Source organism: Mycobacterium shunyiense (genome assembly GCF_058270035.1).
Map to the genome: position 1 here is coordinate 40,697 of NZ_JBZDPT010000043.1, position 19,973 is coordinate 60,669.

Consider the following 19,973-nt stretch of genomic DNA (forward strand, 5'->3'; position numbering starts at 1 on the left):
GGGCGGCACGCCGATCAGATCTGGTCGCCCGCCCTCAGCTCATCGCGTTCTCGACCGGCACCTTCTGCGCGTAGGCTTCGACAGCCGTTGTGGCATCGGCATTTTCGCTCCATCCGGGAGGACCGAACAGATAGCCGAGGCGGCCGCGCCAGGTTCGGGCCCGCCAGACGTCACCGACCATGGCCACGAACTCGTGGTAGTTCACCTTGATCGGGTTGTGGGTGTCGATGTTCTTGGTGAGGCCGTACCGGACGGGCTCATCTTCAGCAACGAAGGTCCCGAACATCCGGTCCCACAGGATGAAGATGCCCGCGTAGTTCTTGTCGAGGTAAGGGTTGTTGGCGCCGTGATGCACGCGGTGGTGCGACGGGGTGTTGAACACATACTCGATCGCGCGGGGCAACCGGTCGATGCGCTCGGTATGGATTGGGAACTGGTAGAGCAGAACGATCGCCTGCGACAGGAACACCAGCCAGGCCGGGATCCCGATGAGGGCCAACCCCGCATAACCGATCGTGGACAGAAACGACCCGGGAATCAGCCAGGACAGCCGCGTGGCAGTGGACAGGTTGAAGTACTGACTCGAGTGGTGCACGTTGTGGGCAGCCCAGAACATCCGGATGCGGTGGGACATCCGGTGTTGCAGGTAGTAGGCCAGGTCAGCCAGCACGATGGCCAGCACCCAGACCCACCAGTGCGAAGCCGAGAGGTGCAGTGGTGTCACGGCAGCGGCGATCGCCACCATCGGTACCGCGATGAACTTGTCCAATGGCCGCAGGATGAAACCCAGCGCGTAGATCGAGAGGTTTGTGCCGGTATCCCGCCAGGAGATGCCGGCTCGGGGCCGGGCGGAATCGCCGTTCTTGTCTGTGTCCTTGTCCTTGTCCATGTCTTTGTCGAAGTGGTAGCTGAGGAACTCGACCGCCATCAGGACGAAGAAAGCGGGCATGGCGTAGAGCCCGATACGCAACGGATCCATCGCGACTACCCCTTGGCTTTCTTGGGCATACCGGCCAACTGCCAGGTCAGCGCTTGGCCGAACAGTTCCTCGGGCACCCTCGTCGGGTCGATGCGGCGCTGCCGGATCAGCCCCTGGAACAGCGCTAGGACCACGACGGTGAATCCGTCCAACGAGACGCTGTCGTCGACGTTGTTGCGCTCGAGCGCCTCGGCGAGGATCTCGCGCAGAGAGGCCAGTGTGCGGGCGGACCGGTCCTGCAAGATCTGCATACCATCGGGATTGCGCACCGCGTGCAACCAGAATTCGGCCTGGATCGCCTCGAACTCGATGTCGTTATCGGCGATCTCGACGAGCATCCGCCCCAGCGCGGCCAGTGGGCCGTCGGCGTTCTCGGAGATGGTCTGCGCCACCTGGTCGAGCCGACCGGAGGCACGTTCGTTCATCAGCTCGGAGAACAGCTGCTCCTTGCTGGAGAAGTTCGAATAAACCGCGCCGACCGAATACCCCGCCGCCGCAGCGATCTCGTCCACCGACGCCGCGGCGTAGCCCTTGCGGGCACACGTCTGGGCGGCGGCGTCCAAGAGCGCCGCCCGGGTCCGGGCCTGGTTCTCTGCCCGCGTCCGCCGCGCCGGCGTCGTCTCATCATCGCTTCGATCGTCGACCATATTTCAGATAGTAGTCGCTATCTGAGTTTTCAGATAGTGTTCGTTATCCGAAATATTCCTTGGGCCTGTCAGCGGTCGATCGGAATAATCGGCGGGTGTCCTTCTTCGGGATCCCGGGCTATCAGCCGCAGTGGCTCGTCGGCCGGCACACAATTGCTCGCGCCCACGGACGCCGATTGCACGCACAGATCGGACGCCGCCTCACCCGCAGCTGGCTGGTCTGGGACCGCGTCGCCGATGAGTGGGTCGCCGACTGCCCCGTCCTGCTGGACTTCGAAGGCGAGCAGGTAGAGCTCACCCACCAGAAAGTCGACGATCTGTCCATCACCTGGAACAACATCGACCCCTGTGAGCCGATCGCCTACGGCGAGGATCCGAAGGACATCTCCCTGACGTGGCGAGACGACGCATGTCGGCGGCTTTCAGCCTTTCACGGACAACAGCTCCACACCGTCGAACTTCTGGCGTGGAGCGGCAGCGAAACCGACCTCGCCAACGAGATGGTCGCGGTCAGCTTCGGGTTCGCCCACGACCGGATCACCATCACCAACGGCCTCGACGACAACGCCATCGAATTCGGCCCACCGAAGCCCGAATACCGTAGCCACCCACTGCACAACTGACCCCACGGAACACGCGCCGGCCAACTGGCCCTGCCGAAACCGGTCTTCCCCCAGTTGATTCCGTGGCCCACAAGCCCCGACAGACGCCGATTGCTTATGCTGCGCCTGGACTCCCGCAACTACACGTGCCGGACACGCGGCTGGAAAGTTCAGGGCACAGATGGAATCAATTGAGACTGTCCGCGAACGCGTCGCGACCGCAGGACGCGAACTGAGTGGGCAGCGCACTGGAATCCGTTCCCCGAACCTCGTGCGGCCGGGGGCGATACACGAACCGCCGACGTGCTCGTGCAGTGCGAACACACGACCACAGAGAGAATTGTATGGGCGGTTTTGTTCGTTTCCGGGACGGTGACTGGTCATGGAGCAGCTCCATGACGTCATTCTTGTTCGACTTTCTTGAGGACACCCTGCCCGAGGGGCCGGCGCGACAAGAAATTCGTGAACTGAATGAACACAATGTCCTGATACTTGATCTGCGGGATCCATCACACAGCCAGATCGTGGATCTCATTGCCGAACAATTTCTTTCGTGGGTGGCGAGAAACGCCGCGGATCCTCAGGCGCTGAGCAAGGGTTACGGCGAGTTGGTTGACCTCGCCCAGGCGCAACAGGACCACAACCAAGCGCGGGGACCGGGGTCAGGCAGTGGCACCGATCCTGAGGCATGACGATGGCCGAGCCCCATCCGCTGTTCATTACGGACATCAGGCGCGGCGTTCACCTGACCTGGACGCCGGCCGCGGTTCAGGCGTCGTCGAGAAGGTCCGGAGTCACCGCCGATTCGGTGTCAGGCAGCCCTTCCTGCTTCGCCTTGCGATCGGCCATCGACAGCAGGCGCCGGATACGGCCGGCCACAGCATCTTTCGTCATCGGCGGATCGGCGAGCCGGCCCAACTCCTCCAGCGACGCCTGCCGGTGCTCCACACGCAGCTTGCCCGCCGCGGCCAGGTGATCGGGCACCCCGTCACCGAGGATGTCCAACGCACGCTCCACCCGGGCGGCCGCGGCCACCGCGGCACGCGCCGACCGGCGCAGGTTCGCGTCGTCGAAATTGGCCAGGCGATTGGCAGTGGCGCGGACCTCGCGGCGCATGCGCCGTTCCTCCCACGTCAGCCGCGTGTCCTGGGCCCCCATCCGGGTCAGCAACGCCCCGATCGCCTCGCCGTCACGGACCACCACCCGGTCAGCACCCCGCACCTCGCGGGCCTTGGCACTGACCCCGAGCCGCCGCGCGGCACCGACGAGGGCCAGGGCCGCCTCCGGGCCGGGGCAACTGACCTCGAGCGCCGACGAGCGGCCAGGCTCGGTCAACGATCCGTGAGCGAGGAACGCCCCGCGCCACGCGGCCTCGGCGTCACCGACGCTGCCGCCGACCACCTGCGCGGGCAGGCCACGTACCGGGCGTCCACGAAGGTCGAGCAATCCGGTCTGCCGCGCCAACGCCTCGCCGTCGGCGGCCACCCGCACCACATAGCGGGTGTTCTTGCGGATACCGCTGGCCGACAGGACGTGGACCACCGCGTTATACCCGTAAAGGTCGTAGATGTCCTTGCGCAGGCGTCGCGCGATGATCCCGAGATCGACCTCGGCTTCCACCACCACCCGGCCGGCCACGATGTGCAGGCCACCGGCAAAACGCAACAACGACGCCACCTCCGCGCGGCGAGCGCTCACCGAGTTGACTACCAGGCGGCTCAGCTCGTCCTTCACTTCGGCTGTCATCGCCACGGATCGTCCCCTCTCGGTGTATTCGGCGCCGGCTCCTGGTGCGCCACGTCGACCGACCTCGCAGCGGGCGTCGGAACGGTGGACTCCTGCACAGCCCGGCCCGGCCCCGTCGCACGCAACCGGACCCCCTCCAGCACCGCGGCCAACTTCGCCGGGTCATGTAAAGGTGTACCAGGTCGGGACACGTCAGCAAACTCAACGCGGGCATTGAGGATGTTGGCTGTGCGGCTGAGTTGCTCCCGTTCACGGTCGCTCGGCACTCGGCTGGCATCGACGATGATGTCATGCACGCTGAAGTCCGGAGCATGCTGGGCCAGAACGTGGATGTGACGCTCGGCCGAGAACCCTGCCGTTTCGCCCGGCTCTGCAGCCAGATTCAACACGAGCGCTCGCCGCGCCGTCGTCGCCCGCAATGCCGCCGCCAACTGCGGCACCAAGACGTGCGGGATCACACTGGTGAACCACGAGCCCGGCCCGAGCACCACGAGGTCGGCACTCATGATGGCCTCCACCGCCTGCCGGGTGGCCGGCGGATCGCCTGGCAGCAACCGCACCCGGCGCACCTTGCCCACCGTGGTGGCGATCGCCACCTGGCCGCGGATCACCCGGCTCATCCGAGGGTCGGACTCCAGACCCGCCACGTCGGCCTCGATCTGCAGGGCGATGGGGCACATCGGCAGCACCCGGCCCTTCACCCCCAGAATGCGTCCGAGCTCGTCGAGTGCCGCGACCGGATCGGCCAGCACCTCACTGAGGCCCGCCAATATCAGGTTGCCGATCGGATGCCCGGCCAGTGCGCCGCTGCCACCGAACCGGTGCTGAATGATCGTCGCCCACAATCGGCCGTGCGGACTGTCAGAAGCCAAGGCCGCCAACGCCATTCGCAAGTCGCCGGGTGGCACTACGTCAAGTTCGCTGCGGAGCCGTCCCGATGAACCGCCGTCGTCGGCAACCGTCACCACGGCCGTCACATGTGGGCTGAGCCGCCGGGCCGCCGACAAGGTGGCGTACAACCCGTGCCCTCCACCGAGGGCCACGATCCGCGGCGTCATTCGCGACCCAGATCCCGATGCAGCACATGAACGGTGAGCCCGTCACCGCCCTGCAACCGCTCCGCCAGCGCCTCGGCGATCGCCACGCTTCGGTGCTTGCCGCCGGTACACCCGATGGCGACGGTCATATAACGCTTCCCCTCCCGGCGGTAACCGGCGATCACCACGTCCAACAGACGATGGTAGGTGTCGAGAAATTCCCTGGCGCCTGGTTGTCCCAGTACGTAATCACGCACATCCGGATGCTGGCCGGTGTGCGGCCGCAACTCGTCCACCCAGTGCGGGTTCGGCAGAAACCGCACATCCATCACCGTGTCCGCATCCATCGGCAGGCCGTACTTGTAACCGAAGGACTCCACAGTGACATTCGTGTAGGCGACGGTCTCACCGCCGAACGCACGCTCGATGCTCTCACGTAACGCCGGCACCGGGAGGGCAGATGTGTCGATCACCAGGTCAGCCGCCGCGCGCACGGGCGCCAGCAACGCCCGCTCGGCAGCGATCCCCTCGGCCAGGGTCTGCGTGCCCTGCAGCGGGTGGCTGCGGCGGTTCTGCTCGTAGCGGCGCACCAGAATGTCGTCGGACGCCTCCAGGAACAGCACCCTCGGGGTGATGCTCCGTGCGGCCAATTCATTGCGCACCCAATCCAGATCACCGGTGAAGCCCCGTGACCGCACATCCATCACCACGGCCAACTGGGTGATCCGCGATCCGGCGGCCAACCCCAACTCGACCATGCGGGCGATCAGCTCCGGTGGCAGGTTGTCGGCGACGTACCAGCCGAGGTCCTCCAACACCTTGGCCGCAGTACCGCGGCCGGCTCCCGACAGGCCGGTGACCAGGACCACGTCGATCCCCGAATCTGCGTCCGCACCACCGATGATGCCGCCCTCGCGCAGATGTTCGTTCATGCGCGATCCGCCTGGCTAGTCATGTCCCCGTTACCCGTCATCCCGACACCCTGCGTCGATCATCCTCGATAACCGTTGCGGGCGCCCCTGAATCGCCCAGTCCGGCGCTGTTCTCACTTCGCGGGCCACCGCATTCGACCGATGACGGCTCACCGCTTTCGGGCGATGGCGGCCTGCCGCTGTCTTCATTTTGCGGCCCGCCGCCGTCGTCACTTGGCGGCCCGCCGCCGTCGTCACTTGGCGGCCCGCCGCCGAGCGCAGCCAGGACGGCCTGCGCCGTCGCCACCCCGATCCCCGGCACCGCGGTGATCTCCTCGACCGTGGCCTCCTTGAGCCGCGCCACGGAGCCGAAGTGTGTCACCAACGCCTTGCGACGCTGTTCGCCCAGGCCACGCACCGAGTCGAGCGCCGAGGCGGTCATCCGCTTCGACCGTTTGCTGCGGTGGTAGCTGATCGCGAACCGGTGTGCCTCATCACGCACGCGTTGCAACAGATAAAGCCCCTCGCTGTTCCGCGGGAAGATCAGTGGGTCAGGCTCAGCCGGCACCCACACTTCCTCCAACCGCTTGGCCAACCCGATCACCGCGACGTCGGTGACCCCCAGTTCGTCGAGGACCGCGGCCGCCGCGTTGACCTGAGGGGCCCCGCCGTCAACCACGAACAGATTGGGTGGATAGGCGAACCGGCGGGGACGCTGATCGGCACCTACCTCCGGCTGCGTATCGCTCACGTGCCGCAGGAAACGACGTCGCGTCACCTCGGCGATCGAGGCGACATCGTCCGAGCGGCCGTCGCCGGCAGCCTCACGGATCGCGTAGTGCCGGTAGTCCGACTTGCGCGGCAGGCCATCCTCGAATACCACCAGCGAGGCGACCACGTCCGTGCCCTGTACGTGGCTGATATCCACGCATTCGATCCGCAGCGGCGCATCGGCCAACCCGAGGGAATCCTGAATGCTCTGCAGCGCTTCCGATCTCGCGTTGAAGTCGCCGGCGCGCTTGAGCTTGTGCTGGGCCAGTGCCTCACGTGCGTTGCGTTGGACAGTCTCGGCCAGGGTGCGCTTGTCACCACGCACCGGCACCCGCAGGCTCACCCGCGAACCACGAAGCCCCGACAACCATGCCGCCAGTTCGTCGGCATTCGGCGGCAGCACCGGCACCAGAACCTCACGCGGCACCGGGTTGGTGGCCTCGTCGGCCGCACCGCCCAGTTCGGCCTGCTCGCCGTAGAACTGGGTGAGGAACTGCTCAACCAGATGCTCCTGCCCGGATTGCTCTGGGGCCGAATCACGGGTCGCCTCCGGCTCCGAAGACTTCTCGACGATCCATCCCCGCTGGCCACGCACCCGGCCCCCACGTACGTGGAACACCTGCACGGCTGCCTCAAGATCGTCATCGGCGAACGCCACCACGTCGGCATCGGTGCCGTCGCCGAGCACCACGGCCTGCTTCTCCAGCGCACGCTTGAGCGCCGCGATGTCGTCGCGCAGCCTGGCTGCCCGCTCGAAATCCAAATCCTCGGCAGCGGCCATCATCTGCTGTTCCATGTCACGGGCCAGCCGATCGGTCTTGCCTGCCAGGAAGTCGCAGAAATCCAGCACGATCCGTCGGTGCTCCTCGGCGCTGACCCGACCGACGCACGGCGCCGAGCACTTGTCGATGTAGCCGAGCAGACATGGACGGTCGATCTGCCTGTGCCGCTTGAACACTCCCGCCGAGCAGGTCCTGGCCGGAAAAACGCGAGTCAGCAGATCGAGTGTCTCGCGGATGGCCCAGGCATGCGAATACGGGCCGAAGTACCGCACACCCTTGCGCCGTGGCCCGCGGTACACCATCAGTCGCGGGTACTCCTCGTTGAGCGTCACCGCCAGCACCGGGTACGTCTTGTCGTCGCGGTAGCGGATGTTGAAGCGTGGATCGAACTCCTTGATCCAGTTGTACTCCAACTGCAGTGCCTCGACCTCGGTGGTGACCACGGTCCACTCGACACTGCCCGCCGTCATCACCATCTGCCGGGTGCGCGGCGCAAGGCTCGCCACATCGGCGAAATAGGACGTCAGGCGGCTACGCAGGCTCTTGGCCTTACCGACATAGATGACCCGACCATGCGGGTCCCGGAACCGGTACACGCCAGGCTCCACGGGGATCGATCCGGGCGCCGGCCGGTACGTCGCTGGATCGGGCACGGTTTCCAGGTTACTGCCGCGATCCGACCGAACTCCGCTACCGTCGAACTGTGCGGTTGCTGGCGTCCACCCGTTCGGTCATCGCGCTGCTCAGTGTCGTCGCTGTGATCCTTGCCGGATGCTCGGACGGCATTCGGCGCCCCGCGAGGACCGATGCCGGACCGTGCCAAATCCTGTCCAACGGCACCCCGGAGCCCAAGGCGCCGGCACCGCCGACACCAGCCAAACCGCCGGCACCGCCGACACCGGACCTGGCGACCAACCCCGAGATCGGTACCGGGTACCGCAGCGACATGACGGCCGTCCACACCTCCACCTACGCGGTGGCCACCGCCAATCCCCTGGCCACCGAAGCCGCCTGCAAGGTGCTACGCGACGGAGGCACCGCGGCGGACGCCCTGGTCACAGCGCAGGCCGTGCTCGGCCTGGTCGAACCGCAGTCCTCCGGGATCGGCGGCGGCGGCTTCCTGCTGTACTACGACGCCGTGGGCAACGCAGTGCACGCCTACGACGGGCGTGAGACCGCGCCGGCAGCAGCGACCGAGAACTACCTGCGCTGGGTGTCGGAGACCGACCGGGTGGTCCCCAAACCCGACGCCAGGGCGTCGGGCCGCTCCATCGGGGTACCCGGCATCGTGCGACTGCTCGACGACGTCCACCGCCAGTTCGGCAAGAAGGCCTGGCGCGATCTCTTCGACCCGGCTGTGTCGATGGCCGATCGGGGGTTCGACGTCAGCCCGCGCCTGGCGGCCGCCATCGACAATGCCGATGCACAACTTCGGCTGGACCCCGCCGCCGCCGGCTACTTCCTCAACCCCGACGGCAGCCCCAAACCCGTTGGCACCCGCATGACCAACCCGGCCTACGCGAAAACCTTGGGCGCCATTGCATCCGAGGGGGCCAAGGCCTTCTATACCGGTGACATCGCCCGTGCTGTCGTGGCCTCCGCCACCGACACCAGCGGCGGGCGCACGCCCAGCGTCATGACCGAGCAGGATCTCGCCGGATACACGGTCAAACAGCGTGATCCGGTGTGCACCACCTACCGTGGCCGCGAGGTCTGCGGAATGCCGCCCCCATCGTCGGGCGGCATCGCGGTAGCGGCCACCCTCGGCATGCTCGAACACTTCCCGATGAGCGATTACAAGCCGGACCGCGTCGACCTCAACGGCGGTCATCCATCGGTGACCGGCGTACACCTGATCTCCGAGGCCGAGCGTCTCGCCTACGCCGATCGCGATCGCTACGTCGCCGACACCGATTTCGTCCCGCTGCCCGGTGGATCACCCGAAACCCTGCTCGACGGCGCCTACCTCACCGGCCGGGCCGCACTGATCTCCCGAGGCCACACGATGGGCATAGCCGCACCCGGGGACTTCGCCCCACCGATGACCATCCCGCCCGCCCCGGAACACGGCACCAGCCAGATCAGCGTGATCGACCGCTTCGGCAATGCAGCTTCGCTGACCACCACCATCGAGTCGGCGTTCGGGTCGTTCCACATGGTCGACGGCTTCCTGCTCAACAACCAGCTCACCGACTTCTCGGCCGAGCCGACCAGTGTCGAAGGGACGCCGATACCCAATCGCGTCCAGCCCGGCAAGCGCCCGCGCAGCACCATGGCCCCCACCCTGGTATTCGACAAGGCCGGCCCCCAACGAGGTCCGCTGTATGCGGTCCTGGGCTCCCCCGGCGGTTCGGTGATCATCCAGTTCGTGGTGAAAACCCTTGTCGGCATCATGGATTGGAACCTGGATCCGCAGCAGGCCGTATCGATGATCGATTTCGGCGCGGCCAACACGCCCGTCACCAACGTCGGAGGTGAGCATCCGTTGGTCGACACCGTCGCCAACGGCGACCGCGATCAGCTGGTCGAGGGCCTGCGCGCGCTGGGGCATCAGGTTTCCCTGGCCGATCAGTCAAGTGGGCTCTCAGCCCTGGTACGCACGTCGCCGGGCTGGGTCGGCGGGGCCGACCCCCGCCGCGAAGGTCTGGTGCTCGGCGATGCCGGCTGACCGCTCGGTGTCAGCCCAGATCTGAGCGATACCGGTCGAGCAGAGCCCGGACCTCGTCCATGGCCGCGACGGCACGTCCCTTGTCGATCGCCTGGATCGCCATCACCGCGATGTACTCATCGTCGGGCAGGTCCAGTCGGGCCCACCGAGCCCCGACCGGGAAGGTGATGCCGAGTACCTCAGACCACGGAAACACCTTGAAGCTGACGAGATTCCGCACAGCCACGCCCGCCGGCCCGACCTTCAGCCGAGGCCGGGCGAACATCAGCACCACTCCGCCGATGATCGCGCCGAGCAAGGCGATCGCGATCTGGTCCGAGGCCTGGAAGACCACGCCGGTGGAGCCCACCTTCAGCAGCACACCGACCGCCACGTGCGCCAGGAAGATGATCAGAGCCGCACCGTAGGCGAAATATGGTGTCCGGTAAGGCCGGATCTCGAGGTCCCAGCGGTCTCCGGCCTTCTTCTCGGTCTTCTTGTCAGTCATCTGTCGGTCATGCCTTGGCGCGCAGCTCGCGCAACGTCAGCGCGGTGGACAGGGCTGCTGCCGCCGCCTGAGCGCCCTTGTCCTCGGTGGAATCCGGCAACCCGGCACGGTCGAGGGCCTGTGCCTCGTTGTCGGTCGTCAACACGCCGTTGGCGACCGGGGTGGACGCATCGAGTGACACCCGCGTCAAGCCCTGCGTCACCGCATCACACACGTAATCGAAATGTGGGGTCTGGCCACGGATCACGACACCGAGCGCCACCACCGCGTCATGGGTGGCGGCCAATGCCTGTGCCACCACGGGGATTTCGATGGCCCCGAGCACGCGGACCACCGTCGGCTCGGCGATACCGGCGTCGGCGGCGACCTTGCGTGCGCCGTCGAGCAGTGCATCGCAGATCTGTGTGTGCCAGGTGCTGGCTACGATCGCCAGCTTCACCTTCGAAGCGTCCACCTGGGGCAGATCAGGGACTCCGTGGGCGCTCACAGGCTCGAACCCGAATCGGTCGCGCTGGGCGGCCGGCGGTCACCGAGCAGGTACACCGCCTCGTCGTAGTCGTCCATGCTCACCGCTTCGTCGTAGTCTTCGAGGCCGACGAGGTCGTGGCCCATCCGGTCCCGCTTGGTCATCAGGTAGCGGATGTTCTCCGAGTTGGCCCGTACCGGCAGCGGCACGCGCTCGATGATGTGGAGCCCGTAGCCGTCGAGTCCGACGCGCTTGGCCGGGTTGTTGGTCAGCAGTCGCATCGACCGGATTCCCAGATCGACCAGGATCTGCGCACCGATGCCGTAGTCACGGGCGTCGGCGGGCAGGCCGAGCTTCAGGTTCGCGTCGACGGTGTCCTCACCGGCGTCCTGCAGCTGATAGGCCTGCAGCTTGTGCATCAGACCGATGCCCCGGCCCTCGTGGCCGCGCATGTAGAGCACGACGCCACGGCCTTCCCGCGCCACCATTGCCATCGCGGCGTCGAGCTGCGGGCCGCAGTCACAGCGCCGGGAGCCGAACACGTCACCGGTCAGGCATTCGGAGTGCACCCGGACCAGGACGTCGTGGCCGTCGCTCGCCGGTCCGGAAATGTCGCCGCGGACCAGCGCGACATGCTCGACGTCCTCGTAGATGCTCTTGTAGCCGACTGCCACGAACTCGCCGTGCCGGGTGGGGATCCGCGCCTCGGCGATGCGCTCGATGTGCTTCTCGTGCTTGCGCCGCCACTCGATCAGGTCGGCGATCGAGATCAGTGCCAGGTCGTGATCGTCGGCGAAGACCCGCAGCTCATCGGTGCGCGCCATATCGCCTTCGTCCTTCTGGCTGACGATCTCGCAGATCGCGCCGGCGGGCTGCAGCCCGGCCAGACGGGCCAGGTCCACGGCAGCCTCGGTGTGCCCGGGGCGGCGCAGCACTCCACCGTCCTTGGCCCGCAGTGGAACCACATGACCGGGCTTGGTGAAGTCGTCGATCACCGAACCCGGATCGGCGAGGGCACGCATGGTGGTGGCCCGGTCCGACGCCGAGATGCCGGTTCCCACATCCTTTTTCGCGTCAACGGTGACGGTGTAGGCGGTGCCGTGCTTGTCCTGGTTGACCGCGTACATGGGCAGCAACCCCAGCCGGTCGCAGATCTCGCCGTCCAACGGCACACACAGGTAACCGGAGGTGTAGCGGACCATGAACGCAACGAGTTCGGGGGTGGCCTTCTCGGCAGCGAAGATGAGGTCGCCTTCGTTCTCGCGGTCCTCGTCGTCGATCACCACCACGGCTTTGCCCGCCGCGATATCGGCTATCGCCCTCTCGACGGAATCGAGCCTGGTCATCTGCGCCACCTTGCCTGTTCGAATGCCAGGTCCCCAAAGCGGGACCATATGCCGACTCCAGTATGAACCACCGAAATCCAGCGGTTATTGCCAGCTCTTACTCACCGGGACCGGCCATCAGCCGTTCCACGTACTTCGCGATGATGTCGACCTCGAGATTGACCGTCGTCCCCACGGCCGCCTGCCCCAGCGTGGTGAGCTCACGCGTGGTGGGAATCAGCGACACTTCGAACCAGTCGTCACCGACCGCGGACACCGTCAGCGAGACGCCGTCGACGGTGATCGAACCCTTCTCGACCACGTAGCGCGACAGCGTGACCGGAAGGCCGATGCGCACCACTTCCCAGTGGTCGAAGGGCGTGCGGGAAATCACAGTGCCGGTGCCGTCCACGTGGCCCTGCACGATGTGACCACCGAGGCGACTGTTGACCGCGGCAGCCCGCTCCAGGTTCACCTGGCTGCCGACGCCGACCCCGCCCAGACTCGACCGGTTCAGCGTCTCCCCCATGACGTCGGCGGTGAATGCTCCGTCGGGCAGCACGTCGACCACGGTCAGGCAGACCCCGTTCACCGCGATCGAATCGCCGTGGCCGGCGTCGGCGGTGACCACAGGGCCGCGGATGGTGAACCGGGCGGCATCCGTCAGCTCCGCCTTGTCGACCAGGACACCCAGCTCTTCAACGATTCCGGTGAACACGGCGACCAGAGTATTCGCCTCAACCCGGAGTTGGAGAAAACGCCCGACCGTCGGAAGCCTCTACGATGCAGTAATGCAGACGCGCCCACGCTTCGCAGTCCAGTCCTTACTCGCAATCCTCTTCGCCGCGACCGCGCTGGTCGCGGGTTGTTCGTCATCGTCCTCGGAGAAGTCGAGCGCCCCGCTGCCCGACGCCGGCCAACTCCTTCAGGAGTCGGCGGCCTCGACCAAGGCTCAGCAGAGCGTCCATCTCCTCCTCACCGTGCAAGGCACCATCGAGGGTCTTCCCGTCGAGAAGCTCGACGGTGACCTGACCAATGCCCCCGAGGTGGCCGCCGAGGGCACCGCCGATCTCATCTTCATGGGTCAGAAACTGGCTGACGCAAAGTTCGTCGTCTCCGGTGGCGACCTGTACGCCGCGCTGACCCCCGGTGACCCGCTGTCCAATTACGGGCCGGCCGAAAAGATCTACGACATCTCGGCCATCTTGAACCCCGACACCGGATTGGCCAACGTGCTGGCGAACTTCAGCGACGCGAAGGCCGACGGCCGCGAGTCGATCAACGGCACCGAGGGCGTCCGGGTGACCGGCAACGTGAGCGCCGATGCGGTCAACAAGATCGCCCCCCAGCTCAAGGCCACCGGCCCGGTCCCGGGAACCGCCTGGATCACCGAGGACGGGGACCACACCCTTCTGCAGGCCAAGCTTGAGCCCACCCCCGGAAACAGCGTCACCATGACCCTGACTGACTGGGGTAAGCAGGTCACCGTCGCCAAGCCCGCGTCCTGATGCGGGCCGCGCAGGCGGTGAGCGCCGGCCGCAGCCGCCACATCGCGATCAGCGCGGGCAGCCTCGCCGTGCTGCTCGGCGCCCTCGACACCTATGTCGTGGTCACGATCATGACCGACATCATGTCCGACGTCGGGATCGCGATAAACAAGATCCAGCAGGTCACGCCGATCATCACCGGCTATCTGCTGGGCTATATCGCTGCCATGCCGCTGCTGGGCCGGGCCTCGGACCGGTTCGGCCGCAAGATGCTGATCCAGGTCGGTCTGGCCGGTTTCGCGGTCGGTTCGGTGATCACCGCACTGTCCGGCGACCTGACCACCCTGGTCATCGGCCGCGTGGTGCAGGGCACCGCGAGCGGTGCGTTGTTGCCGGTGACGCTGGCGCTGGCCGCTGATCTGTGGGCGGCGCGCAGTCGCGCTGCCGTGCTGGGCGGCGTCGGTGCCGCGCAGGAGTTCGGCAGCGTCTTGGGCCCGCTGTACGGCATCGGCGCCGTCGCGCTGTTCCATCACTGGCAGGCCGTGTTCTGGATCAACGTGCCGCTGGCCATCATCGCGATGGCGATGATCCACTTCAGCCTGCCGGGCAAGGAGCCCAGCGACCACCGCGAAAAGGTTGATGTCGTCGGCGGCCTCCTGCTGGCCATTGCCTTGGGCCTGGCTGTCGTGGGTCTGTACAACCCGGAGCCGGACGGCAAGCACGTGCTGCCCGAGTGGGGCCCACCGCTGCTGATCGGCGCGTTGGTGGCGGCTGTCGCGTTCTTCGTCTGGGAGAAGTTGGCCCGCACGCGGCTGATCGAACCCGCCGGGGTGAAGTTCCGGCCGTTCCTGGCCGCGCTTGCCGCCTCCTTGTGCACCGGTGCCGCCCTGATGGTCACGCTGGTCAACGTCGAACTGTTCGGCCAGGGCGTGCTCGGCAAGGACAAGTACGACGCCGCCTTCCTGCTGCTGCGATTCCTGATCGCCCTGCCGATCGGCGCGCTGATCGGTGGCTGGATCGCCACCCGGGTCGGGGATCGCATCGTCAGCTTCGTCGGCCTGATGATCGCGGCCGGCGGCTTCTGGCTGATCACCCACTGGTCGATCGACGTGCTCGACAGGACCCACGACCTTGTCCTGTTCCAGTTGCCGGTGCTCGACACCGATCTGGCGATCGTGGGTCTGGGCCTCGGGTTGGTGATCGCCCCGCTGACGTCGGCCACGCTACGGGTGGTACCCGCCGCGCAGCACGGCATCGCCTCGGCATTCGTCGTGGTGGCCCGGATGATCGGCATGCTGATCGGCATGGCGGCACTGTCCGCCTGGGGTCTGTTCCGCTTCAATCAGCACCTGGCCAGCCTGGCGGCTGCGGCGAACACCAGCCAGATGTCGCTGCAGGAGCGGCTGGCTTCACAGGCCGTCCGCTATCGCGAGGCGTATGTGTCGATGTACGGCGACATCTTCGGTATCACCGCGATCGTCTGTGTGGTGGGTGCGGTGCTCGGCCTGCTGATCGCCGCGCGCAACGTCCACGTCGACGAGTTGGCGGGACCTCCCGAGAGTGGCGACACCGGTGCGGACGATGACACGTCAACCGGGCAGCTGTTCCTGCCGACGGAGGCCCTGCCGGTCCAGACCGCCGACCAAGAGGATCAGCGCACCGACCAGCCGCCAGGGCGCCACCGATCCAGCTGATCGGTTTCAGCAGCGCTCCACCCCGGGACGCAGCAAACGTGGTGCCCGGTCGGCCTCCTCCGGCCGGCTGGGCAGCACGAGGCGTAGCGGGACACTCACCAGCGCGCGGAGCGTGCGGGGGGCCCATGATGTGCTGGGGAGCCAATCCTGCAGGGCAGTCATATGTGCGTCCTTTGCTCGTGTACACCCGGTGCACATTCGGCAGCGAACGCGCTTTGGTACGAGTGTACCGATCATGACCGACAATGCTCGTCATTTCAGGACCGTAACTTAGGTCACCCTAACCTAGGCTGGCTAATGGCTGCGCGCCTTCTGTCAGTTGGGCACGAGGCTCAGGCGAACATCCGGACCGATGGCAGTGATGCCATCGAACCGCCAGCGCTGCGCGTGCACCATGCTCAGCACCCCGATGTCGTCGACCGCGGTGATCGGCCCGCCCAGCAGAATCGGTGCGACGTAAGCCACGATCCGGTTGACCACCCCGGCCCGCAGGAAGGCCCCGGCCAGGGTCGGCCCGCCTTCCAGAAAGACGTCGGTCCGGTCGCCGAGCGACCGCATCACTTCGTGCGGATCATGCGTCCGGATCAGCATCGTATGCGAATCGTCGTTGAGCACCTTGGCGTCCAACGACACCTCCCGCATCCCCACCACCACCCGCAGCGGTTGGTGATCGGTGAGCGTGCCGTCGGCCCGACGTGCAGTCAGCGTCGGATCGTCGACGAACACCGTCCCGGTACCGACCACGATGGCATCCGCCGCCGCCCGCTTGCGATGAACGTCCGCGCGGGCGGCCTCACTGGTGATCCACTGGCTGGAACCGTCGGCAGCGGCGCTACGACCGTCCACGCTGGTGGCGAATTTCCATGTGACATGGGGTGATCCGGTGCGCTGCTTGTGCAGCCACTCACGCAACGGCCCCTTCTCGACCTCGTCGGCCAGGAGTCCGGCGCTGACGGTGACGCCGGCATCGGCGAGGCGTTGCGCCCCGCCCGCCGCGGCCGGATTGGGGTCGGACACCGCGTATGTGACATTCGAAACCCCTGATGCCAGAAGCGCATCTACACACGGTGGGGTTCGGCCATGGTGGTTGCACGGCTCCAGGGTGACGACGGCGGTGCCGCCCTTGGCCCGGTCACCGGCCGCCTGCAGTGCCACCACCTCGGCGTGCGGGCCGCCGACCGGTTGCGTTCCCCCGACCCCGGCGATCTGCCCGTCACGGTCCAGGATCACCGCGCCGACGGGCGGATTGGGATAGGTCGAGCCCTTGACCTGTTCGGCTTGCTCGATGGCCAGCCGCATCACGGACTCGAGCGTCATAGCGTCAGATGTCTCGAGGCGCTCGCCGCCTGCTGGCGCAGGGAACTCACCGCGGCGGCCGGATCGGCCGCGCTGTACACCGCGGAGCCGGCGACAAAGCAGTCCACACCGGCCTCTGCCGCCTGCTCGATGGTGTCGGCGTTGATGCCGCCGTCGATCTCCACGACGATGGTCAGCTCGCCGGAGTCGACGAGGCGGCGCACCGTGCTCACCTTGGTGAGCACCTCCGGGATGAACTTCTGCCCACCGAACCCGGGCTCCACCGACATCACCAGGAGGGTGTCGAATTCCTTGAGGATCTCCAGGTACGGCTCCAGCGGGGTGCCGGGTTTCACCGAAAGGCCGGCCTTGGCGCCGGCGGCGCGGATATCGCGGGCCACGCCGATCGGGTTGTCGGTCGCCTCGGCGTGAAAGGTGACGTTGTAGGCACCCGCCTCGGCGTACGGCGGCGCCCAGCGCTCCGGCCGATCGATCATCAGGTGGCAGTCCATCGGGATGTCGGTCACCTTGAGCAACGACTCCACGACGGGCATGCCCAGCGTCAGGTTGGGCACGAAGTGGTTGTCCATGACGTCGACATGCAACCAGTCCGCCCCGGCCACCGCAGCGACCTCATCGGCCAGCCGCGCGAAGTCAGCGGACAGGATGGACGGGGCGATCAGGGGTTCTGCCATGGCGGTCAGCCTAAGTCATGCTCTTCGCGCAAGCGCTCATCGGTGAACCTTCAGGGCTGCACTGAACATCGCATCGGTCCCATGCCGATGCGGCCACAGCTGAACGTGCGGTCCGTCGCCCAGGTCGTCGGCCGGGGCAAACAACTCCCGGGTGTCCAGTTGGGTCACCGGATGGCGGCGGACGGCGTCGGCCACCACCCCGACGGTTTCGGCGAGGTGCGGCGAACAGGTCGCGTAGAGGACAACGCCGCCGGGGCGGGTCACGGCGATGGCCGCCGCCAGCAGTTCACGCTGCAGTTTCGCCAGTCCGGGAACGTCGCCGGGCTGGCGTCGCCACCGCGCCTCGGGCCGTCGGCGCAGCGCACCCAGCCCGGTGCAGGGGGCGTCGACGAGGACGCGATCGAATCCTGGTTCGAGATCCGATTCCCGCCCGTCCACGCGGCGCACGTCGACGTCGAGCCCGCGGGTGTTCTCCTCGACCAGGTCGGCGCGACGCGGCGCGGGCTCGACCGCGGTGACCCTGGCCCCCGAAGCCGCACCGATCGCGGCCAGCAAAGCGGTCTTGCCACCCGGGCCGGCGCACAGGTCCAGCCAGCGGCCGTTGTCCGGGCCGTCGAGCTCGGCCAGGGTCAGGGCGCGGGCCACCAGCTGGCTGCCTTCGTCCTGCACCTGGGCCGCACCATCGCGCACGGCCGCCAACTGTCCAGGATCACCGCCCGGCAGATAGACGGCATACGGCGAGTAGCGGCCGACGGCGCCATCAGCTTGTTCCGCCAGTTCGGCCGCGGTCAGTGCGGTCGGCCGTGCCGCCAGGTGCACCAGGGGACGCTCGTCGTCACTGGTCAGCAGGGCGTCGAGCTCCCCCGCCCTGGCGCCCAGCGCGTCGGTGAAGGCCTGGGCGATCCACCGCGGGTGGGCGTGCAGGAATGCGGCGTGTCCGACCGGGTCGGTGGCTGCCGGCGGAGCCAGCTGCTCCATCCATTCCTGCTCCGTACTACGCGAGATGGTCCGGAGCACACCGTTGACGAAACCAGCTCGGGCCGTGTCGAATTCGATGCCGGCCTGTTCGACGGTGGTGGACACCGCGGCGTGCGGCTCGACCCGGGTGCGCAGCAGCTGATAGGTGCCCAGACGCAACAGATCGAGCAGCACCGGATCGATCCGCTCGGGTGGACGCCCGGCGGCCGCCTCGATGACGGCGTCGAGCAGTCCCCGGGTGCGACACGCGCCGTACGTCAGCTCGGTCGCGAAGGCCGCGTCGCGGCCCTCGATCCCCCGCTCCCGCAGCAGCGCGGGCAAGGCCAGGTTGGCGTAGGAATCACGCTCCGACACCGCGCGCAGCACATCGAAGGCGGCCCCCCGAGCTGGATCCAGCGGGGTGCGCCGGTGTTGGCGGTTGCGTTGCGGCGGACGGTTGGGACGGTTCGGCCTGTTGCTCATGAGGCGCGCACCGATTCGTCGAGCCGCGCCCCGCGGGTCCAGTCGGCCGCGTTCATGAGTTTCTTTCCGGGCGGCTGGATCTGCCCGAGCCGGACGGGTTGGGAACTGGTACCGACCAGCACCGCGTTGCGTTCGACGCGGATCTCGCCGGGGTCCAACGAATCTTCCGACGGCTCCACCGTGACCGGCCCGACCTTGACCCGCAGGTCCCCGATCATCGTCCACGCACCGGGATTCGGGGTGACGGCGCGGATCCGGCGGTCGATGACGTGGGCCGGCAGATCCCAGCGCACCCGGGCCGACTCCACGGTGATCTTGGGTGCCAGGCTGACTCCGACGGCAGGCTGCGGCACCGCGGTCAGCGCTCCCTCGGCGATCCCGTCCAGGGTCGACTCCAGCAACGCGGCACCCGAATCAGCAAGTCGCCCAAGCAGTTCGCCCGCCGTGTCGGTGTCGCGCACCCGCTCGGTCACCACCCCGTAGACCGGACCGGAATCGAGGGCCGGCTCGATCAGGAACGTCGTCGCTCCGGTCACCTCTTCACCCGCCGCCAGGGAGGCCTGCACCGGAGCGGCCCCGCGCCAGGCCGGCAGCAACGAGAAGTGCAGATTGATCCAGCCGTGCTGTGGCACCGCGAGCAGTCGCTCGCTCAGCAGCGCACCGTAGGCGACCACCGCACAGCAGTCCGGCGCCAGCTCGGACAGCTCGGCGACAAACTCGTCGGAGTTGGGCTTAGCCGGTCGCAGGACCGGTATGTCGTGCTCGAGCGCCAGCTTCGCGACCGGTGACGGAGCGGGTTTCCCGCGGCGCCCGGCGGCGGCGTCGGGCCGGGTCAGGACCGCGACCACATCGTGGCGGGGCGAGTCGATCAGCCGCTGCAACGACGGGAGGGCGGGCTCTGGGGTTCCGGCAAAGACAAGACGCACCCGACCAGTTTAGG

The 19,973-nt window shown here is 67.2% G+C and carries 20 protein-coding genes; 5 read left to right on the top strand and 15 right to left on the bottom strand.

What is annotated here, in order from left to right; translation table 11 throughout:
- Nucleotides 1-34: 34 nt before the first annotated feature.
- Together AC4ELS_RS23450 and AC4ELS_RS23455 are read right to left on the bottom strand one after the other, a co-directional pair.
- The gene (locus AC4ELS_RS23450) at nt 35-979 is read right to left on the bottom strand and encodes a sterol desaturase family protein (protein WP_448446675.1); all 945 of its coding nucleotides are present in this window, start codon (nt 977-979) and stop codon (nt 35-37) included.
- A gap of 5 nt (nt 980-984) precedes the next feature.
- Nucleotides 985-1,626, bottom strand: a complete 642-nt coding sequence (locus tag AC4ELS_RS23455; RefSeq protein ID WP_448446673.1) for a TetR/AcrR family transcriptional regulator — start codon at nt 1,624-1,626, stop codon at nt 985-987.
- Between the two features lie 95 nt (nt 1,627-1,721).
- Here AC4ELS_RS23455 and AC4ELS_RS23460 point away from each other — a divergent pair, with 95 nt between their 5' ends.
- Together AC4ELS_RS23460 and AC4ELS_RS23465 are read left to right on the top strand one after the other, a co-directional pair.
- Nucleotides 1,722-2,249 carry a hypothetical protein gene (locus AC4ELS_RS23460; RefSeq protein ID WP_448446671.1) on the top strand — a complete coding sequence of 176 codons (528 nt, stop codon included), beginning with the start codon at nt 1,722-1,724 and terminating at the stop codon, nt 2,247-2,249.
- A 374-nt stretch (nt 2,250-2,623) separates the two neighbouring features.
- Nucleotides 2,624-2,920, top strand: a complete 297-nt coding sequence (locus tag AC4ELS_RS23465) for a hypothetical protein (protein WP_064960559.1) — start codon at nt 2,624-2,626, stop codon at nt 2,918-2,920.
- Between the two features lie 76 nt (nt 2,921-2,996).
- On the opposite strand, the gene whiA is transcribed toward AC4ELS_RS23465, so the two are convergent.
- From whiA to uvrC, 4 genes are read right to left on the bottom strand one after another with little or no spacing between them, the layout of a single operon-like run.
- Nucleotides 2,997-3,980 (bottom strand): DNA-binding protein WhiA, encoded by a 984-nt coding sequence (gene whiA, locus AC4ELS_RS23470; RefSeq protein WP_064877985.1) that lies wholly within the window; start codon nt 3,978-3,980, stop codon nt 2,997-2,999.
- Nucleotides 3,971-5,032: a uridine diphosphate-N-acetylglucosamine-binding protein YvcK gene (yvcK, locus tag AC4ELS_RS23475; RefSeq protein WP_064877987.1), complete on the bottom strand. Its 1,062-nt coding sequence runs from the start codon at nt 5,030-5,032 to the stop codon at nt 3,971-3,973. Before yvcK ends, whiA begins: the two co-directional genes overlap by 10 nt.
- Nucleotides 5,029-5,943, bottom strand: coding sequence for an RNase adapter RapZ (gene rapZ, locus AC4ELS_RS23480; protein ID WP_055113665.1), 915 nt, complete (start codon nt 5,941-5,943; stop codon nt 5,029-5,031). The genes yvcK and rapZ overlap by 4 nt, the downstream gene beginning before the upstream one ends.
- Before the next feature lie 37 nt (nt 5,944-5,980).
- A complete protein-coding gene (uvrC, locus tag AC4ELS_RS23485) occupies nt 5,981-8,128 on the bottom strand; it encodes an excinuclease ABC subunit UvrC (protein ID WP_498883202.1) in 2,148 nt (715 codons plus the stop codon).
- Nucleotides 8,129-8,178: 50 nt separating this feature from the next.
- On the opposite strand from uvrC, the gene AC4ELS_RS23490 reads away from it, so the two are divergent.
- Nucleotides 8,179-10,143 carry a gamma-glutamyltransferase family protein gene (locus AC4ELS_RS23490; protein ID WP_499049508.1) on the top strand — a complete coding sequence of 655 codons (1,965 nt, stop codon included), beginning with the start codon at nt 8,179-8,181 and terminating at the stop codon, nt 10,141-10,143.
- Nucleotides 10,144-10,153: 10 nt separating this feature from the next.
- Here the strand turns inward: AC4ELS_RS23490 and AC4ELS_RS23495 are convergent, their stop codons facing one another.
- The 4 genes from AC4ELS_RS23495 to AC4ELS_RS23510 all read right to left on the bottom strand — a co-directional run bounded on the left by AC4ELS_RS23495 (nt 10,154) and on the right by AC4ELS_RS23510 (nt 13,139).
- The gene (locus tag AC4ELS_RS23495; RefSeq protein ID WP_499049510.1) at nt 10,154-10,630 is read right to left on the bottom strand and encodes a PH domain-containing protein; all 477 of its coding nucleotides are present in this window, start codon (nt 10,628-10,630) and stop codon (nt 10,154-10,156) included.
- A gap of 7 nt (nt 10,631-10,637) precedes the next feature.
- Entirely contained in the window at nt 10,638-11,117 is a 480-nt protein-coding gene (ribH, locus tag AC4ELS_RS23500) for a 6,7-dimethyl-8-ribityllumazine synthase (RefSeq protein ID WP_448446662.1), read from the bottom strand.
- Entirely contained in the window at nt 11,114-12,442 is a 1,329-nt protein-coding gene (locus AC4ELS_RS23505) for a bifunctional 3,4-dihydroxy-2-butanone-4-phosphate synthase/GTP cyclohydrolase II (RefSeq protein WP_003880816.1), read from the bottom strand. Before AC4ELS_RS23505 ends, ribH begins: the two co-directional genes overlap by 4 nt.
- 97 nt (nt 12,443-12,539) lie before the next feature.
- Nucleotides 12,540-13,139: a riboflavin synthase gene (locus AC4ELS_RS23510; RefSeq protein WP_055113658.1), complete on the bottom strand. Its 600-nt coding sequence runs from the start codon at nt 13,137-13,139 to the stop codon at nt 12,540-12,542.
- A gap of 73 nt (nt 13,140-13,212) precedes the next feature.
- Between AC4ELS_RS23510 and AC4ELS_RS23515 the strand changes: the two genes are divergently transcribed.
- Nucleotides 13,213-13,929 carry an LppX_LprAFG lipoprotein gene (locus AC4ELS_RS23515; protein WP_064960557.1) on the top strand — a complete coding sequence of 239 codons (717 nt, stop codon included), beginning with the start codon at nt 13,213-13,215 and terminating at the stop codon, nt 13,927-13,929.
- Nucleotides 13,929-15,602, top strand: coding sequence for an MFS transporter (locus tag AC4ELS_RS23520; RefSeq protein WP_498883200.1), 1,674 nt, complete (start codon nt 13,929-13,931; stop codon nt 15,600-15,602). The genes AC4ELS_RS23515 and AC4ELS_RS23520 overlap by 1 nt, the downstream gene beginning before the upstream one ends.
- 6 nt (nt 15,603-15,608) lie before the next feature.
- On the opposite strand, the gene AC4ELS_RS23525 is transcribed toward AC4ELS_RS23520, so the two are convergent.
- The 5 genes from AC4ELS_RS23525 to fmt all read right to left on the bottom strand — a co-directional run bounded on the left by AC4ELS_RS23525 (nt 15,609) and on the right by fmt (nt 19,959).
- On the bottom strand, nt 15,609-15,764 hold the full coding sequence (locus tag AC4ELS_RS23525; protein WP_498883199.1) for a hypothetical protein: 156 nt from the start codon (nt 15,762-15,764) through the stop codon (nt 15,609-15,611).
- Between the two features lie 153 nt (nt 15,765-15,917).
- Entirely contained in the window at nt 15,918-16,919 is a 1,002-nt protein-coding gene (gene ribD / locus AC4ELS_RS23530; protein WP_498883198.1) for a bifunctional diaminohydroxyphosphoribosylaminopyrimidine deaminase/5-amino-6-(5-phosphoribosylamino)uracil reductase RibD, read from the bottom strand.
- Nucleotides 16,916-17,593 carry a ribulose-phosphate 3-epimerase gene (gene rpe, locus AC4ELS_RS23535; protein WP_064878001.1) on the bottom strand — a complete coding sequence of 226 codons (678 nt, stop codon included), beginning with the start codon at nt 17,591-17,593 and terminating at the stop codon, nt 16,916-16,918. The genes ribD and rpe overlap by 4 nt, the downstream gene beginning before the upstream one ends.
- Before the next feature lie 36 nt (nt 17,594-17,629).
- Entirely contained in the window at nt 17,630-19,033 is a 1,404-nt protein-coding gene (locus tag AC4ELS_RS23540; RefSeq protein WP_499049512.1) for an RsmB/NOP family class I SAM-dependent RNA methyltransferase, read from the bottom strand.
- Nucleotides 19,030-19,959 (bottom strand): methionyl-tRNA formyltransferase, encoded by a 930-nt coding sequence (fmt, locus tag AC4ELS_RS23545; RefSeq protein WP_499049514.1) that lies wholly within the window; start codon nt 19,957-19,959, stop codon nt 19,030-19,032. The genes AC4ELS_RS23540 and fmt overlap by 4 nt, the downstream gene beginning before the upstream one ends.
- Between the last annotated feature and the right edge of the window lie 14 nt (nt 19,960-19,973).

What these genes read in the sequence shown, in the direction of transcription:
- AC4ELS_RS23515 (WP_064960557.1), top strand. Translation starts at nt 13,213, where the DNA reads ATGCAGACGCGCCCACGCTTCGCAGTCCAGTCCTTACTCGCAATCCTC.
- AC4ELS_RS23520 (WP_498883200.1), top strand. Translation starts at nt 13,929, where the DNA reads ATGCGGGCCGCGCAGGCGGTGAGCGCCGGCCGCAGCCGCCACATCGCG.
- AC4ELS_RS23525 (WP_498883199.1), bottom strand. Translation starts at nt 15,764, where the DNA reads ATGACTGCCCTGCAGGATTGGCTCCCCAGCACATCATGGGCCCCCCGC.
- AC4ELS_RS23495 (WP_499049510.1), bottom strand. Translation starts at nt 10,630, where the DNA reads ATGACTGACAAGAAGACCGAGAAGAAGGCCGGAGACCGCTGGGACCTC.
- rapZ (WP_055113665.1), bottom strand. Translation starts at nt 5,943, where the DNA reads ATGAACGAACATCTGCGCGAGGGCGGCATCATCGGTGGTGCGGACGCA.
- rpe (WP_064878001.1), bottom strand. Translation starts at nt 17,593, where the DNA reads ATGGCAGAACCCCTGATCGCCCCGTCCATCCTGTCCGCTGACTTCGCG.
- ribD (WP_498883198.1), bottom strand. Translation starts at nt 16,919, where the DNA reads ATGACGCTCGAGTCCGTGATGCGGCTGGCCATCGAGCAAGCCGAACAG.
- yvcK (WP_064877987.1), bottom strand. Translation starts at nt 5,032, where the DNA reads ATGACGCCGCGGATCGTGGCCCTCGGTGGAGGGCACGGGTTGTACGCC.
- AC4ELS_RS23465 (WP_064960559.1), top strand. Translation starts at nt 2,624, where the DNA reads ATGACGTCATTCTTGTTCGACTTTCTTGAGGACACCCTGCCCGAGGGG.
- AC4ELS_RS23540 (WP_499049512.1), bottom strand. Translation starts at nt 19,033, where the DNA reads ATGAGCAACAGGCCGAACCGTCCCAACCGTCCGCCGCAACGCAACCGC.
- AC4ELS_RS23450 (WP_448446675.1), bottom strand. Translation starts at nt 979, where the DNA reads ATGGATCCGTTGCGTATCGGGCTCTACGCCATGCCCGCTTTCTTCGTC.
- AC4ELS_RS23505 (WP_003880816.1), bottom strand. Translation starts at nt 12,442, where the DNA reads ATGACCAGGCTCGATTCCGTCGAGAGGGCGATAGCCGATATCGCGGCG.
- AC4ELS_RS23455 (WP_448446673.1), bottom strand. Translation starts at nt 1,626, where the DNA reads ATGGTCGACGATCGAAGCGATGATGAGACGACGCCGGCGCGGCGGACG.